The organism is Arsenicibacter sp. R0_47, assembly GCF_057652235.1.
Window position 1 is genome coordinate 221,174 of the sequence record NZ_JBYFCJ010000001.1, and the last position, 14,905, is coordinate 236,078.

The 14,905-nt window shown below is 54.4% G+C and carries 8 protein-coding genes; 2 read left to right on the forward strand and 6 right to left on the reverse strand.

What is annotated here, in order from left to right:
* Positions 1-103: 103 nt before the first annotated feature.
* Together AC23NW_RS00915 and AC23NW_RS00920 are read right to left on the reverse strand one after the other, a co-directional pair.
* Entirely contained in the window at positions 104-3,127 is a 3,024-nt protein-coding gene (locus AC23NW_RS00915) for a S9 family peptidase (protein ID WP_487447091.1), read from the reverse strand.
* 157 nt (positions 3,128-3,284) lie between these two features.
* Positions 3,285-4,748, reverse strand: a complete 1,464-nt coding sequence (locus tag AC23NW_RS00920; protein ID WP_487447092.1) for a hypothetical protein — start codon at positions 4,746-4,748, stop codon at positions 3,285-3,287.
* A 192-nt stretch (positions 4,749-4,940) separates the two neighbouring features.
* Between AC23NW_RS00920 and AC23NW_RS00925 the strand changes: the two genes are divergently transcribed.
* Positions 4,941-7,724, forward strand: coding sequence for a DUF1553 domain-containing protein (locus AC23NW_RS00925; RefSeq protein WP_487447094.1), 2,784 nt, complete (start codon positions 4,941-4,943; stop codon positions 7,722-7,724).
* Between the two features lie 2 nt (positions 7,725-7,726).
* Entirely contained in the window at positions 7,727-9,199 is a 1,473-nt protein-coding gene (locus AC23NW_RS00930; protein WP_487447096.1) for a DUF1501 domain-containing protein, read from the forward strand.
* 114 nt (positions 9,200-9,313) lie between these two features.
* Here the strand turns inward: AC23NW_RS00930 and AC23NW_RS00935 are convergent, their stop codons facing one another.
* The 4 genes from AC23NW_RS00935 to AC23NW_RS00950 all read right to left on the reverse strand — a co-directional run bounded on the left by AC23NW_RS00935 (position 9,314) and on the right by AC23NW_RS00950 (position 14,734).
* Positions 9,314-10,531, reverse strand: coding sequence for a TCR/Tet family MFS transporter (locus AC23NW_RS00935; protein ID WP_293834590.1), 1,218 nt, complete (start codon positions 10,529-10,531; stop codon positions 9,314-9,316).
* A 129-nt stretch (positions 10,532-10,660) separates the two neighbouring features.
* The gene (gene dnaN / locus AC23NW_RS00940; protein WP_487447097.1) at positions 10,661-11,794 is read right to left on the reverse strand and encodes a DNA polymerase III subunit beta; all 1,134 of its coding nucleotides are present in this window, start codon (positions 11,792-11,794) and stop codon (positions 10,661-10,663) included.
* Between the two features lie 148 nt (positions 11,795-11,942).
* The gene (gldG, locus tag AC23NW_RS00945; RefSeq protein ID WP_487447098.1) at positions 11,943-13,610 is read right to left on the reverse strand and encodes a gliding motility-associated ABC transporter substrate-binding protein GldG; all 1,668 of its coding nucleotides are present in this window, start codon (positions 13,608-13,610) and stop codon (positions 11,943-11,945) included.
* Between the two features lie 62 nt (positions 13,611-13,672).
* Positions 13,673-14,734 (reverse strand): hypothetical protein, encoded by a 1,062-nt coding sequence (locus AC23NW_RS00950; protein ID WP_487447099.1) that lies wholly within the window; start codon positions 14,732-14,734, stop codon positions 13,673-13,675.
* Positions 14,735-14,905: the final 171 nt, after the last annotated feature.

A 14,905-nucleotide genomic window follows, 5' to 3' on the forward strand; every position in this document is an offset into this window, starting at 1 on the left:
ATTGTTGTTTATAGTATAACCGCCTGAAAACGAAAAACGTTTTCGGGACCGGCTACAGAGCTGTCATGAAAAAGCCCTCCTGATGATCAGAAGGGCTTTTTCTTTAATTCGTTTCGCTGTCCGAAAGCGTGGCAATCCGCTTTTCGATGTGCTCATCGAGGTCGAGCTTCTGAACCCCTTTCAGCCACCATTCAGGCGCTGGTTTGCCTTTCAGGTGGTAGTCAAAAAACTCCATCATCCGCAGTGCGTAATCCTTACGGTTCGGCAGTTTGGCCAGACCGTGGTTTTCGCCTTTGTACTGGACCATCACGACGGGCTTTTTCTGACGGCGCAGGGCGTTATAGAATTCAATGCCCTGGGTAAAGTCAACAGCACCGTCCTTGTCATTGTGCAGCATCAGCAACGGCGTCTGTACATTTTTGACATGGTACATCGGCGAGTTACGGTGGTAGGCTTCCCAGTTTTCCCACGGAGCCACCAAACGACCCTGTGAACCCTCGAAAATGGCCCCGTTACCGCCACCGGAGTTCCAGTAGATCAGGTTGTACATCGAAATCATGTCGGTCAGCGGCGCACCGGCCGCGGCAGCCTTGAACATGTTGGTCTGGGTAATCAGGAAGCTCGTCTGATAACCGCCCCACGAGTGACCGTGAACACCAATTTTGGTCTCGTCGATAACGCCGGTTTTCAGTGCCGCCTTCACCCCCGGCAATACGCACCAGACTGCCGACATGCCCGGGTCGTTCATTTTGTAGACGATATCCGGAATAAACACCGCGTAGCCGTTTGAGGTATACAGGCTTGGGTTCCAGCCCGTTCCTGAATAAGCAGGGTTCGCAAAGCTGTGCAGTGTCTGCGACAGTTTTTCGTAGTAATATACCACAGTCGGGTATTTTTTGCCTGTTTCGTAGCCCGCCGGCAGGAATAAAGCTCCCTGCAATGAATCGCCTTTGTCGCTCACGTAGTTAACCAGCTGCACGCCTGGTGACCAGGCATACTTATCGAAGGCCGGTGCATTTTTTGAGACTTGTTTGCCGGCTGCCAGGTCAGCACTGGACGATACGAAATACTGACGGGGCTGGGTAAAGCTCTCCCGGCCGAATACATACACACCGGCTTTCTTGGCTTTGTTCAGGCTGCCGATAGAGGCATCTTCCCACAACAAGCGCGTTACCTTACCGTTTTCGATGCGGCTGATACCGCTTTTCTTGGTCCATTCACCGTAGGTCCGGACGTAGACAGGCTGCTTCAGATCGATGCCTTTTTCGTCCGGGTCAAGCGAGAAGCGATTCTGGAACCGGATTTTCTCGCGTTTGCCGGTTTGGGTCAGGTTCAGGGCGGTCAGTGGTTTGCCTTTGGCATCCTTGCCGTCCATAGCCGGTACCTGCCAGATATCCCAGCCGTCGCTCAGCAGCACGTATTTGCTGTCGCTCGACCAGCCGATGGGCGACTGAGGCGGGGTTGTCTGGTTGTGATCGTCGTCGGTATCGACAAATGATGTTGGCAGGCCTTTGGTAATATTCCGGCTGGTGCGGGTTGCCATGTCATACACAAAGAAGTGAATGCCTTCCCAGTACAGAAACTTTGTGCCATCCGGTGAGGGCTGCGGACTTGCCGCAAAGCCAGGCAGGTAGTGCTTTTCGCGGATTTTCTCGCGTTTGCCGGTTTTCAGGTCAATCAGGTAATAGTCGGCGTAGTTATGGCCGTCGAGATTGGCGTCAAGTTCGTAGTTGCTGTTGTCGCTGCCAAGGGCGTATAGCTCTTTCGGTGCAACGCTTACGGTGCGGAGGCTGCTGTCGGCCAGACGCGTAAAGGTTTTCGTGGCGGCGTTGTACATGGCCAGGTAGCTGTAGTTTTTATCCTGCGCTTCCTGCACCTGCTGCCGTGATTGCAGGCGCTTGTCCTGCCAGTGCCAGATCGTTACCTCCGGTTTGTCGGCATCGTCTTTTTTGTCGGCTATCGCGACCGGAGCCGTTTTGGTCGAGTCGGCCGGTTTTAGCCGGGCAAGCGCTTTCTGTAGGTCTTCGAGTGACTTGATGGTTGTGTCCGCCTTGATTTTCGCCCAGGGCTCGGTTGGATTCGGCTTCGCGGCTTTAGTAGTATCCTTCTTTGCGGTTGCAACCGGTTTCTTATCGTCTTTTCTAGCCGGTTCCAGCTTATGAATGCCGAAGAACACACGGCTCAGGTCTTCCGACCAATAAGGTGTACGGTTCGGGCTGATGGTCATGCCTTTGGGGAATGCCAGGCTATCTGTCTTAGGATTATAAACCACCAGTTCAGGCAGGCCGGTCAGGTTCTTTACCCCCAGTACGCTCGTAAGCTCTGCCTTGAACTTCTCGTCTTTTACGCTTTTGAGCAGCGCCAGGGCGTCGCCTTTGTCGGTCCAGTTCAGAGACTGGTAACGGGCCTTATCACTGTCCATGGTCAGCACCACACCCGACTGCATGTTGCGCAGCTGCAGGCCGTTGCCTGCCCGCTCGCCGGCATCAACAGCGAGGGCCAGCCAGTCGCCTTTCTTCGAAAACGACATTTCGGCGATGTTGCCGATATTCTGGGTTTTGGCCGTGCTGAGGTCATACAGCAGCAGGTCGCTTCCTTTGGCAGCATCCGCTGAGGCACCACCAGGGCCTGCCGGTGCACCGCCCATGGCCGGTGTGCCGGTCAGCAGAATGGCCAGGTGCGAGGCTTTTTCGCCGTTAAAGGCAAAGCTTTTCACGCGGTCAAATTCCGTTTTTTTATTACCGCTCAGGTCTACAAGAAAGAGCTTGTCGGGTACCGGTTTGCTGCCGGGTTTGGCCGCCGCTTTTTTGTCCTTGTCTTTCGCAAAAACCTTGAACGCAATCCACTTACTGTCGTCCGAAAAAGTGATTTGCGGCATCGTTACCGAGCCAATCGGGTAGGAGTACCGCGTGGTATCGGCGGTTTTCTGGATGACCAGATCGGCGTCGCCTTCGTTGGGGGCCAGTACGTAGGCAAACCACTGTCCGTCAGGCGATAGCTGGGTGCTGCCGAAGGAGCCGATGGCCTTCCAGGCGGCGACTTCTTTCCAGGATAACGCAGGTTTGGGTTTGGGCTGAGCCATTGCCACTGACGAAATCAGCAGCAGGAGGAGGTAAAATGATCGCATAGCGAATAGGTTTGATTGATGATTGGACGGTTAACCGGTTGCTGGTGAACCATTCAGCTACGAAAGATACTAAAAAGTGGAAAGAGTTAATTGATGGCTACAAAAAAGCCCTGCCGGCAAGCGCAGGCAGGGCTGAGACAGAAGGGATCAGGTGCGTCTACTGACTGATTTTGAGGGTTGCTTTGACCTCATACACCAGCCGCCCGCCATTGCCGTAGCCAAGGCTTTTAACGGATGCCGTATAGGTCGCCGGAATGATCAGGCTATGCCCCACCAGCACGCTGTCGGTCGCCGTTGGGACGCGCCCCAATGACCAGACGGCGGGGTCATTCCATAGACCGGATTGAACAGTGAAAAAGGCAGGTGATCCGGAAGGTTCGGGTGCAAATTTCATGAGCCAGCCTGCTTTTGAGCCGGATGTTTGCCCCTGTCTTTCAGACAGCTGTCCGTCGGTAGAGGTTGTCAGGCCGGCAACCAGATAACCACCGTCCGGCGTTGCGACCAGCGAGGTGATATCTTCCTGCCGGCTACCACCAAATGACTGCGTCCAGACCAGCGTACCATCATCTTTAACCTTCGTAAGGCGTATATCTGATGCATTATCGGCAGCGTTGTCTCCCACGATGTAGGTATCTGCCCGGGTAATGATCGCGTACATCGGGCTGAATTGCTGACGGTTGTTTATCGGTAATTCCCAGATCTTCTGCCCAGTGAGGTCTGTTTTGGCAAGTACCGCGTTGTTGGGCGTGGAATAGGCATTGCTGCCGCTGCCGACCAGATACCCGTTTTGAGCCGGTGCCGGTAGTATACACCGCACTGCGTTTATAAAGGCATACGTTTCAAAGGGAATCGAACCGGATGTCTGATTATCGGTCAGTTTGGCAATACCGCCAAAGTTCGGACCGTATGAGAGGCCGTTAAATGAGTAGGAATACAATTCGCTGGTCAGCATGTATCCGCCATCGGGAGCATTTACCGCCGCATAGGCGTACGGTCCCGGAACGCGCCGGTCCACATCGCGGTAGAATTTCCATTGTACCTGACCCGTCGCATTAAGCCTGTATATCGATCGCGAAAGCAGTCCGCTGGCAAAACTATATTCATTACCGGCCAGCAGAAATCCACCGTCGGGCGTTTCCAGAACACTTGTTAACGCATAATAACCACTCGTAACCTTGATCGTTGATAGCAGCGACAGGCAACCTGACTGAGCGAGTTGCATCAGAAAAAAATGATAGTCATTCCTGCCGTAAAAGGTGTATTGGCCGATGATAAATACCTCGCCACGACGGGTCCGGATTAACTTCCGGGCAAAAACGGCGGTTACCGAATCCCCGTTGACTTTGTCAGGTAATGCGATGGCCGTTGACCATGCCAGCGTATTCGGGGACGTCAGTTTAGAGATAGAAGACAACCCGCTGTTAAACGACTGCATGACAAAATAACCGTCATCCGAAGCCGGTACGGCCTGAATGTCTGAAATGGTACGCCCGGAGGATTCAAAAACGGATTGCCACTGGCGTGTTGGTGCCTGTGCCCGCAGGCTGACCGACGTACAGAAAAACAGGTGAATGAGGATCAGGCAAGTCCGTTGGTGTGCAAATGAGTACATACGTTTCATGAGTTTGTAAGTCTGGATGTGTGAAAGACGTTTACCGCTTCGTTATTGCTTAATCCGGCGACAGGGCAGAAGGTAAGTCAGTAATGGTAAATTTGTTCAGAAACAGGGCGGAAGCAGCCTGACTGAACAGGGATTGAAATGGGTAATTCCGGACCGGTTTGTGCTTTTACACCTATAGTTTCATCGCGGATTATGAAGCCAAAAGCCATTGTTCTTGCCGGGTTGATTGCCGTTTTGGCCTTGTCGTCTTTTTCGCTGCTCGACGTCTTTGACCAGAAGGTTGACTTCAACACGCAGATTAAGCCCATTCTGAATAAAAACTGCATTGCCTGTCACGGCGGCGTTAAAAAAACGGCCGACTACAGCCTGCTGTTCCGGCATGAAGCGCTGAAACCGGGCAAGTCGGGCAAGCCGTCGATTGTGCCGGGCGATGCCGGTGCCAGCGAACTGATCCGCCGGTTAACGCTGTCGGACCCCGAGGAGCGCATGCCGCTGGAAGCTGCCCCGCTGAAAGACGAAGAAATCGAGCTGCTGCGTACGTGGATTGATCAGGGTGCCGAATGGGGAAATCACTGGGCCTATACGCGTGCAGAAAAGCCTGAATTGCCGGCCATTGGCTCGTTCTGGAGCCGTCTGGGAATTGTTAAAGACGAAACAACAGCCTGGGTCAAAAATGAAATCGATTACTTCATTGCCGATAAATTAACGCCGATGGGGTTGCAACCGTCGGCGGAGGCCGGTAAGGCAACTCTCCTGCGGCGCGTAAGCCTCGACCTGACGGGCCTGCCACCGACCGAAGCACAGACCGCCCGTTTTCTGGCCGATAAATCACCGAATGCCTATGAAAAGCTGGTAGACAGTTTGCTGGCAACGCCCGCGTACGGCGAACGATGGGCTGGTATGTGGCTCGATTTAGCCCGGTATGCCGATACCAAGGGTTATGAGCGCGACCCCGGCCGGAAAATCTGGCGTTACCGCGACTGGCTCATCAAAGCGTTTAACAGCGACAAACCGTATAACCAGTTTGTGACCGAACAGCTGGCCGGTGACCTGCTGCCGGTGGCGGAAGGCGATACGACCTGGGAGTCTAAGCTGATTGCCACAGGGTTCCACCGCAACACCATGACCAACGACGAGGGCGGTACGCAGGACGAAGAGTTCCGGACGGCGGCCGTTATAGACCGGGTTAATACAACCTGGGATGTGTTTCAGGGAACCACCTTCGGGTGTGTGCAGTGCCACAGCCATCCGTATGATCCGTTTGTGCACGAAGATTATTACAAATATCTGGCCTTCTTCAACAATACCCGCGACGAAGACGTAACGACTGACACGCCTAAACTCCGGTTCTACACCGGCCCTGATTCGGCGAAGGTGCAGGCGTTGTCGCGCTGGGTAAAGCAGCATGCCACCACCCCGCAACAAGCGCAGGTCCGCAACCGTGAGCTAATGCAGCTGCTGCGGGTGATGGAGCCCAAAATTAACTCACACGATTTCGATCAGTACGTCAATGCATCGCTGCTGGATGCTAAATACTTTGGTTTTCAGCACGGTGGTTCGGCCAGGGTCAAACAGGTGACCATGACCAATAAACGCCGGCTGTATCTGGCGTGGGGGACCAATGCGCCTGATGCGGTGGTTACCTTCCGCGACGGCAGTCTGAGCGGGCCGGTACTGCTACAACTAAAGGTACCCAAAACGGGGAATGCCTGGAAGGATTCCGTTATGATTTTCCCGTTTCCGGCCTTGTCGGGCAAACACGATATACACATGTCGGTGCAAAGCCCCGCCAACCCGAAAGAATGGACGATGATCAAATGGGTGTCGTTTCTGGAAACGTTGCCCGGGCAGAAGCCGGAACTACCGGATTCGCTGGACCGGAACATTGCCGGTTTGCTGAATGCGAAGCCGGACGATACGCCGGTCTTCTGGGAAGGCTCAGGCGATCTGAAGCGGAAAACGCAGGTCTTTGACCGTGGCAACTGGCTGGTCAAGGGGAAGGAAGTCCAGCCGGATGTGCCGTCGTCCTTACCGCCACTGCCCAAACAGGCACCGAAAAACCGGCTGGGGCTGGCACAGTGGATGGTCAGCCGCGAGCACCCGCTGACGGCACGGGTGGCGGTTAACCGCTTCTGGGAACAGCTCTTCGGGACGGGAATCGTTGAAACCGTCGAAGACTTCGGAACCCAGGGCATTGCTCCGACCCACCGCGAGCTGCTCGACTACCTGGCCGTCACCTTCATGGAAGATGACCATTGGAGCGTCAAGAAAATGCTGAAGCGGATGGTCTTGTCGGCGACCTACCGGCAGCGTTCGGAGGCCTCCGCTGATATGCTGGAGAAGGATCCGTTTAACCGTTATTTTGCCCGTGGCCCGCGTGTCCGGCTCTCAGCCGAGCAGGTGCGCGACCAGGCGCTGGCCGTCAGCGGCTTGCTGAGCGGGAAAATGTTCGGCCCCAGTGTGATGCCGCCGCAGCCGGATGGTATCTGGCAGTCACCCTACAACGGCGATTCCTGGAATCAGAGCCAGGGCGATGACCGTTACCGGCGGGCACTGTACACCTACTGGAAACGAACAGCGCCGTACCCGTCGATGATTACCTTTGACAGCCCGAGCCGTGAGTTTTGCCAGCTCCGCCGCCTGCGTACCAACACGCCGTTGCAGGCATTGGTAACGCTCAACGATCCGGTGTATGTCGAAGCGGCCGAGCAGCTGGCCTGCTACATGCTCGACCACGGTCAGACCCCGGAGCAGCGGATTCAGTCGGCGTTCCGGCGGGTGATGCTGCGCGATCTGGCCCCGAAGCGGCTGGGCGTATTGACACGGCTATACCGGACCACGGAAGCGCATTACCGGCAGTATCCCGACGAGGCCCGCAAGCTGCTGGCCCGCGCCGATGCCACGCCCCAGCAAGCTGCCCTGACCGTAACGGCCAACACATTACTGAATCTGGATGAGGTGATTACGAAGGAATAACCATGGAAAAACTCATAAAAGAACTCCAGGCAGCGGCGTTGCAGCGCGAAACACGGCGGCATTTCCTGCACACCTGTTCAATGGGGCTGGGCGCTATGGCACTCGGCGCGTTTATGGGAAGCTGCGGGCCGGAGAAGCAGAAACCGGTGGCTGATGCCGGTGCGGGCGATAGAGTGCCTCAGTTTGTACCCAAAGCCAAACGGGTTATTTATATCCACATGGCCGGTTCACCGAGTCAGCTGGAGTTGTTCGACTACAAACCGGAACTGGTTAAATACAACGGTAAGGACTGTCCGCAGGCGTTACTCGAAGGCAAGAAGTTTGCCTTTATCCGTGGTGTGCCGAAGATGCTCGGTCCGCAGGGCAAGTTTGCGCAGTATGGCCAATCGGGGGCATGGGTGTCGGATTACATGCCGCACTTTCAGCGCGCCGTCGATGAGGTTACGTTCCTGAAAGCGATGCATACGGATCAGTTCAACCATGCGCCGGCGCAGTTGCTGATGCACACGGGCAGCGCCCGCTTGGGCCGGCCAAGCATCGGGTCATGGGTAACGTATGGACTTGGTACAGAAAATAATGACTTGCCGGGGTTTATCGTGCTGGCCTCGGGTGGCAAACAGCCGGACGCCGGTAAATCGATTTGGGGAAGCGGCTTCCTGCCAACGGTGTATCAGGGTGTGCAGTGCCGGACGGAAGGCGATCCGGTCTTGTATGTGTCGGATCCGGCGGGCATGAACCGCGATATCCGGAAGCAGACCATTGACGCAATCAGTGAGATCAACCGGCAGGCATACGACGAGGTGAAAGATCCGGAGATTCTGACGCGGATCAGCCAGTATGAGCTGGCGTTCCGGATGCAGATGTCGGTGCCGGATGCCATGGATATCAAAGGCGAACCGCAATATATGCTGGATATGTACGGTGTTCAGCCTGAAAAAGGGTCATTTGCCCGTAACTGCCTGCTGGCTCGCCGCCTGGTTGAGCGGGGTGTGCGGTTTGTCCAGTTGTTCGATTGGGGCTGGGATACCCACGGCACAGGCCCCGACGGTGCTATTGACATTGGGCTGCGCGATAAATGCCGCGAATCCGACCAGGCCGTTACTGCCCTGCTGACTGACCTGAAACAGCGCGGTTTGCTGGAGGACACGCTGGTCGTCTGGGGCGGCGAGTTTGGCCGCACACCGATGCAGGAAAACCGCGATGGGCAGACCCTGCCGTTCATGGGCCGTGATCACCATTTAGATGCCTTTACCGTCTGGATGGCCGGCGGGGGTGTCAAACAGGGCTTTACCTTCGGTGAGACCGATGATATTGGCTACTACGGGGTCAAAGACAAAGTCCATGTGCATGACCTGCAGGCCACCATCCTGCACTTGCTTGGTTTCGACCACACCAAACTAACCTATCAGTTTCAGGGTCGCCCGTTCCGCCTGACCGATGTAGCCGGTGAGGTCGTCCGGCCGATTCTGGCGTAAATTATTGAGTGACTGAGTGATTAAATTATTGAGTGAATGAATAATTGCTTCTTGGTTCGGTATATCAGGCTTTGGGGCCTTAGTGGCAACTCATTTTGTTCTTTTTAGTTGACCTCAATGCTGCTTCGACAGGGTTCGCCGGGCGAGGATGAGGCTGATCACGGTCAGGACCGCACCGGCGGCAAATGGCGCGCCGGGGAAATAAAACGGGGTTGCCGGAGCGGTGAAGTACGAAAACAGGTAGGTCATCACCAGCGGGCCAACAATTGACGTAAGGCTGATCAGACTCGTCAGTGCCCCTTGCAGCTCACCCTGCTCATTGCCTGGTACCTGCCCCGAAATAATCCCCTGGAGCGACGGCCCCGCAATGCCGCCGAGTGAATACGGCACCATAAAGGCAAACATCATCCAGCTCTGTGTCGCCAGGGCAAAGCAGACAAACCCAATGGCGTACATCAGCAGTCCGACATACACCGACCGCTGCTGCCCCAGCTTCGGAATCAGTACGCGGCTTAAACCGCCCTGCACGATCCCGATCATCAGGCCGATAAACGCCAGCGAGAGTCCGACCGTTTTCTCCGACCATTTAAACTGCTCCATCGTAATGAATGTCCATGTGCTCTGCATGGCGTGGCCGGCAATGTAGATGAATACCAGCGACGTAACCAGCCCGATAATTACCGGATAGCGGCGGATTTGTGCCAGAGCACCCACCGGATTGGCCCGCTTCCAGCTGAAAGGCCGGCGGTTTTCCGGCTTCAGCGATTCAGGCAGGACGAAGAAACCGTAAATCACGTTCAGCAACGTCAGACCGGCGGAAACGAAAAACGGAATCCGTGAGCCGTATTGCCCTAACAGACCACCAATGGCCGGGCCAATGATGAAGCCCATCCCGAAGGCCGCTCCGATTAGTCCGAAGTTCTGTGCCCGCTTTTCCGGCGGACTTACGTCGGCAATGTAGGCGCTCGCAGTAGTAAAGCTGGCACCGGTAATACCGGCAATGATCCGCCCCACAAACAGCAGGGTAATGTTGGGCGCAATGCCTTGCAGGATATAGTCGAGGCCGAAACCAAGGAGGGAAAACAAGAGCACCGGACGACGGCCGTAACGGTCGCTGAGGCCACCCAGAACGGGGGCAAACAGAAACTGCATGGTGGCGTAGGCGAAGGTCAGCAGGCCGCTGTACTGCGATGCCTCGCTGAGATTGCCGTGAATGAGTTCTTCAATAAGTTTTGGGAAAACCGGAATCACAATGCCCAGACCGGTAACGTCGATGAGCAGGGTAATAAAGATGAAAATCATCGCGGCACTGCGCGGTGGTTTGGTTTCCATAAGAGCGAGGTAAAGGAAAAATAGAGCAAGGAAAAGGGAGAACCAGAGGGCCGCAGCCGCAGAAACCATATGACAGGCTTTTCCGCAGCGTTGGCAGTCCGATTCTCCCCGAAATTAGTTTGGCGCCGGTTAAGCGTATGTATTCAGCATGACCGGCATCACCAGCATCAGAATATCTTCGTTTTCTTCTTTGTCGGCCGGTACCATGATCCCTGCGCGGTTCGGCGCCGACATCTGAATCGAGATCATTTTCGCCTGCATATTGCTCAGCATTTCGGCCAGCAGTTTTGCGTTGAAACCGATCTCCATCGGCTCGCCTTCGAAATCGCAAAGCAGCTTTTCGTTGGCTTCGTTAGCGTAGTCAAGGTCTTCCGCCGACAGCGTCAGGGCGTTGCCTTTCAGACTCAGGCGAATCTGGTGCGTAGTCCGGTTGGCGTAAATCATGATCCGCTTCAGGGTCGTCAGCAGGTCCGTACGGCCAATCGTCAGCACGTTTGGGTTCTTGGTCGGAATTGCGTTTTCGTAATCCGGGAAGCGCTCGTCGATCAGGCGGCAGATCAGCTGTGTCGGCCCGAACGAGAATGACGCGTTCGACTGGCTGAATTCAGCCCGTACCGTCAGGTTATCCGGCAGCGACGATTTCAGCAGTTGCAGTGCTTTCCGCGGAATAATCATCGACGTGTTGGCCGATGTCTGGATGTCGGTCCGGCGGTAGCGGATCAGACGGTGTCCGTCAGTGGCTACAAACGTTGCCTGATCTTCCGACAGTTGCAGATAAACACCCGTCATGGCCGGACGCAGGTCATCGGTGCTTGTGGCAAAAACGGTATTGTTGATGGCACTCGCCAGGGCATCCGACGAAATCTCAACCGACAGGTTCTTATTGACCGCCGGAATTTTCGGGAAGTCAATCGGGTTTTCGCCCGCCAGTTTATAGCGGCCGTTGTCGGTCAGAATCTGTGTTCCGAACGTCTCTGTGTCGATATTGAACGTAATCGGTTGTTCGGGCAGGCTGCGGAGTGTGTCCAGCAACAGCTTGGCCGGAATCGCAATGGCACCGCTTTCAGTCGCTTCAACCGGGATTTGCGTCGTCATGGTCGTCTGCAAATCCGAAGCCGTCACGGTCAGTACACCGCCCTCATCGTTCGAGTCAATTTTAAACAGAAAGTTCTCTAAAATCGGAACAATCGGATTGGTGGCAACAACGCCATTTATATGCGAAAGGTTTTTGAGCAGTACGGATGAGGATACGATGAATTTCATATCGGATACGTTTTGATAAAGTCAGCAAAAATAAGCAAAAAAGCGCTCCTTTTGGCATCAGGAAGCGCTTATTTTAACGGGTCTTAATGAATCTTTAACACGGGCAGCCAACGAGGTTAACCGGTGATAATCACAGCTATGCCGGTCTTTACTGATTACGCCGTTTGCGGGTAAACTGCCAGCCGGCACCTGCTAAGCCGATGAGGGCGAGCGGCCCCAGCACATTGAGCAGCTGCCAGCTTGTCCGTTCGTTGGCAAGTTTGATTTTGTCCAGTGGCCGCAGGGTAATCTGGCGGTTACGGGCCGTAATGACCCCTTCCGGATCGGCCAGGTAGTCGATGGCATTCATGGCAAAATCCTTATTGCCGAACTGGTTGCGGTTGAACCGGTCGAAACCCAGCGGAAACGGCATCTGCCGCTTGTAATCGACATCATTTACGATCAGGTCGCCATCCGAGCAGATAATCACCCGCGATGCCTCACCCACCGGCTTAAATCCGCTGGCGCGTGGGTCGCCGGGCAGAATGCGGTTCGCATACAGCGACTGGAATTTCCCTTCGAACAGGCAACCGATGATCTGCACACCGTCTTTGTAGGTAGCCGGATCGGGCTGCTGCCGTGCCTCGTTATACGAAATGATGGCCGGAGCTTTCAGTAATTTCGTGTACGGCGATGTCAGCAACAGGGGCGTTTTGCGGATGCCGGAAGCGGCAACCGTATCCAGCGTGCTGGCAAAACGGCACCAGACCGCGTCGAGGTTGCGCGTAATCGGCGTCTGCTGACCGGCCGGCCCGAACGAATTAATCACCGGGTAAAACCGCCACGGTACTTTCTGAATATTCGGCTTGTCGCCCATATTGCCGACGTTCATCGGAATCAGGTTGCAGCTCAGGTCTTTCACTACATTCTGGTTCAGGCGGGCTCCCCAACGGAAAAACAAATCATCGAGGCGGAGATTCATCGGCTGGGCAAAGGTGCCTTCGTTGCTCACGCTGTCAACGCGCTGCCCGTCAATGAAAAACAGCATCCGGCCACCATTGACCACGTATTGATCCAGTTTAAAAAGCTCGTCGTCATTAAATGGCTGATCAGGCTTTAACACCAGCAATACATCGAGACCGCTAATCGGACCGGGCTTGGCCAGATCAAGGAAAAACAGGTCGTAGTTTTCCTGAACGGTGGCTAACAAATCCGAAAAGCGGGAGGGTGGTACGTTGGTTTTGCCCAGAAAGCCGACTTTGCGCCGGTTACCCTGCGTTTGTGTCAGCTGCCGGATACCCGACGAAAGCTGATATTCAACGTTTTCATAGGATTGGTTAAGCTGTTCTTCGGGCGAGGCCGTTTTATTTCCCTTCAATAGCTGGACCGCAATCTCCTTGCCTTTGTAGGAAATCAACGCGCCGGGGAAAATGAGCTTTTCCGTACGCTTACCGCCTTCGTTATCAAACAGGTTAGTTGGTAGCAGGCCGCGTTCCTGCAGGCGTTTAAACAGCGCTTCCTTATCGGCATTGGCCGTAACCGCCGTCGGGTCGATGAAACGGTAGGTCACATTTTTGCCGGCCCGCGCCTGAAACTCGTCGAGGGTTTCCCGAACGGCATTTTCCAGTCGTTTGAAGCCCGGGGGCAGGTCGCCGGTAAGGTAAACGTTTATGTGAATATCGTCATCGAGTTTGCCAAGCAGGTTCAGCGTGGCATCCGACAGGGTATATCGCTTCTCCGCCGTCAGATCGACACGGAAAAAAAGAAAGGCTGACAGCACATTAAGGGCTACCAGCGCTGCTACGACAAGAATTATGCGGGAGAATCCTGATTTCATATTTGGCTAATAACGCTGCAATCCGGCAACTTGTATCAGCATGCAAAAATAAACATCAATCTTTACTCCGGCTGACGAAGATTCGCATAATCAATGGCAAAATGCCGGGTACGGGCACCATTCCGCCGGAAAAGGTCCATTAAGTCATTGGCTTTGCCGTTCAGCCATGACCCATCCGAGGCATCATACCCGTTCTGGCTGAGCAGATCGGCGTACTGCTTTGTTTTTTCCGGCTCGTCCAGGTAGAGGTAGAGTTTTGCGAGGTTGTAATAGGCAGAATACCGCAGTTTGGCGTCGGCCTTATCGTTGCTGGTATAGCGTTTAGGCAGTTCTTCGTAGTAGGCAATCGGTGCTTTGAGGCGCTCAATGGCTTCGGTCAGCGGCTCGTCAGGACTGATTGCGGCTAAAATAGCTTTTACGTCCTGATGGGCCCGCTGGTAGGAGTCATATTCAGGATGTTTTTTCGAGTCGAGTACCCAGAAGTGGTCATCTGCCTTCCGTACCGGAAACCCGTAATCGTTGGTCAGCGTACCGGACAGATTCTGTAAGGCCAGCATCACCTCATCGCGCAGGAAACGGTTTTTGATTTCTTCGCGGTTATTTGTCAGGTAGTTATTTGCTGCGGCATAGCTGTTATATTCCTGACTGGTCCATGTTTTTTTGGCGTACCGCTGGGCCAGCGTCGGGCGGATAATCGGCTGACCGCGAAGATCAGACACGTCGGCGCGGGCGGCAAAGCTGTATTCGAGCTGAAGTATGTAATAATACTTGCGGCCGGTTTCCTTGCCGTCTTTATCTTTCTGAATATCGACCCGTTCCTTAATCTCTGATTTTTCGATAATCACATCCTCAAACATCGGCCGGATAACGACGTGGGCCGGTCCGTTGTCGATCCGCCGCCAGCCTTCGATGCGGGTAGCGTCGGCTAACTCATTGTCGCTAAATGTGGTACGGATATTGCGAGTGCCTGAAACATTGACCTGATACGTCCGGAATGCCGGATCAAGCGGCTTTTGAGGCAGATCACGGTATAGCATAACAAAGCTGTACCGGTCAAGGTCGACTTTCTGGGAAAAGGAAACCAGCGAACAGGTAGCAAGAAGCAAGGTAAACAGTGTTTTCATGCAGTGTTTGAATTTTATGGCAAGTTACATTTTTCGCCTTGTCTGCCGAATTCAATTGTATAATCGGTTGTGAGTCTCAGGGTTCTGCTATATATTCGCCGTCCCGCCTTTGCTAGTAGACGAAATAGAGTTTGTTTTACGTTTTCATACTACGAAACCAATTAATTGATA

Bases quoted from the DNA above. Each gene is read 5' to 3' on its own strand.
- AC23NW_RS00915 (WP_487447091.1), bottom strand. From the start codon at position 3,127: ATGCGATCATTTTACCTCCTCCTGCTGCTGATTTCGTCAGTGGCAATG.
- AC23NW_RS00920 (WP_487447092.1), bottom strand. From the start codon at position 4,748: ATGAAACGTATGTACTCATTTGCACACCAACGGACTTGCCTGATCCTC.
- AC23NW_RS00925 (WP_487447094.1), top strand. From the start codon at position 4,941: ATGAAGCCAAAAGCCATTGTTCTTGCCGGGTTGATTGCCGTTTTGGCC.
- AC23NW_RS00930 (WP_487447096.1), top strand. From the start codon at position 7,727: ATGGAAAAACTCATAAAAGAACTCCAGGCAGCGGCGTTGCAGCGCGAA.
- AC23NW_RS00935 (WP_293834590.1), bottom strand. From the start codon at position 10,531: ATGGAAACCAAACCACCGCGCAGTGCCGCGATGATTTTCATCTTTATT.
- dnaN (WP_487447097.1), bottom strand. From the start codon at position 11,794: ATGAAATTCATCGTATCCTCATCCGTACTGCTCAAAAACCTTTCGCAT.
- gldG (WP_487447098.1), bottom strand. From the start codon at position 13,610: ATGAAATCAGGATTCTCCCGCATAATTCTTGTCGTAGCAGCGCTGGTA.
- AC23NW_RS00950 (WP_487447099.1), bottom strand. From the start codon at position 14,734: ATGAAAACACTGTTTACCTTGCTTCTTGCTACCTGTTCGCTGGTTTCC.